Origin of the sequence: Ruminococcus sp. OM06-36AC (assembly GCF_003438725.1) — a bacterium.
Lineage (GTDB): Bacteria > Bacillota > Clostridia > Oscillospirales > Ruminococcaceae > Ruminococcus_C > Ruminococcus_C callidus.
Window position 1 is genome coordinate 1 of sequence record NZ_QSTT01000059.1, and the last position, 1,747, is coordinate 1,747.

At 47.1% G+C, this 1,747-nt stretch carries 2 protein-coding genes; both read right to left on the bottom strand.

All coding sequences use genetic code 11. The features are described from left to right. Positions 1–1,146 (bottom strand): leucine-rich repeat domain-containing protein (locus DXB92_RS13095; RefSeq protein ID WP_147330082.1); only part of this gene is annotated, 1,146 nt, incomplete at its 3' end. Between the two features lie 7 nt (positions 1,147–1,153). Further along, positions 1,154–1,747: siphovirus ReqiPepy6 Gp37-like family protein (locus tag DXB92_RS13100; RefSeq protein WP_181977093.1), on the bottom strand; the 594-nt coding region annotated here is incomplete at its 5' end.

The window sequence follows — 1,747 nt, forward strand, 5'->3', positions numbered from 1 at the left end:
ATTCGCAGAAATGGTAAGGCTGGACAATGCTGTACATCTTGTAAACGCAAAAGAGCCAATGGAATCACACGCAATACGGGCAATCTTCAGCTTTGTACAGTCGCTGAAAACATACTTTCCCCATGTTTTCACGTTGGCAGGCACAGTGACTTCTGCAATGGCAGTGTGCTGAAATGCAAACGACTGAATTGCAGTAACCGCCTGCGGAATCGTAACGGAAGTCAGACCAGCGGTATAGCCGATTGCAGCATCTTCCTGTGCAAAAGCAGAATCGCCAATGCTGGTCAGTGTAGCCGGCAGAGATACCGTTTTCGCATTGGCACAATGATAGAACAGACAATCGCCCAAGCCAGTAATGCCATTGCTAAGTACGATTTCCTTAATCTGATCGTTTTGATAAAACACAGAATCGTGAGAAGTATAGTCGTATGTTGCACCCGTGCCACGCAGCAGCAGTTTGCCGTTGTCATAGAGAACATAGTAGACGTTTTCACCGCATTGTCCGCTTTTTAGAATATCACCGCCAATCAAGTCATCTACCTTGGTTTGCAGTTCGGAAATCTGACTGTTCATTGCATCCAGCCGTTTTTGCAGTTCCTCCAGAGATGCCTGATTCTCTGCCATTTTTGAGAGCATCTCTGTTACTCTGCACTTACCAAGAATACACTTGCAGTATCCGCATTTGCTTTCATCTGCACGGCAGTCTGTCAGGTCGGAATCCAGAATGCTTGTCGTTCCGGCACGCAGTCTTACAACTGCTAAAGTCAGATAAGTCGTCACATTGTTGTTGGTAAAGGCGGGAATGGTTGGACTGGTGGCTGCTGTACCTGCCAGAACACGAATCCCACAGGTGCGTGTGGAACGATCACAGTAGATTCCGATTGCTACATAACGATTTAGAGATTCATCTACATAGGAAGAAAGGTCGATGGTATGCAGGGTATCACTGATAAAGTAGTGTCCATCGATCCACGCCTTGCCCGTGCCGAATGTAACGGATAAATTTTTGACCGTTGGTGCAAAGCACTGCCGGTAAGTATCCAGAATCCCGTTGCAAATCAGGCTGGACAAATATGCGGTGAAATCCTCTGCGGTATACACCCGGTCGAGGTTTTGTGCGTTAAAAAATCCATAGGAAAAAGACATATGAATATCACTCCGTTTCTTTGAAAGTCGGGGTCAGACTTCTGCCGTTCTGGTCGAAGCTCTCCACCATGCCAATCAGCTGTATTTTCGTCTGAATCAAACCAAAGCGTTTCTGTTCCACAGTCACATAGTCGCCCACAAAGTAATCCTTGTTGTACTGATACTGGGTGGAAAAAGCAGCGATGGCGGATTCCGATGCCGTTTTCGGCTGTACCAGATGTTCCGCACCGCTGCTTTTCAAAATTTCCAGATATTCCGCATCGGTCACATCTTCTTCCTGTGCCGTGTTTCGCTCGTCTACATACACCTCATATCGGTCAAGGTAAGTTGGCTCTGCACCAGAACAGAATGTCGTGCGTTTTTTGGCATTGCCTTCGCCGCAGCCCAGCACATAGGCGAAGTTTTTCTGCACCGCATCATCCGCAGCATAGGAAAAGGACAGCAGATTGTTGTATGCATCGGAAAACACAATGTGGGGATTTTCATCCTGAAACAAACTGCGGTCTGTTCCGGAAAACAGGTTGCATTTCAGTTTATTTCCATCCAGACGCACATTTGCCGAACCGCCGATGGTTTCACAAAGGCTGTACAGCCATTCTAA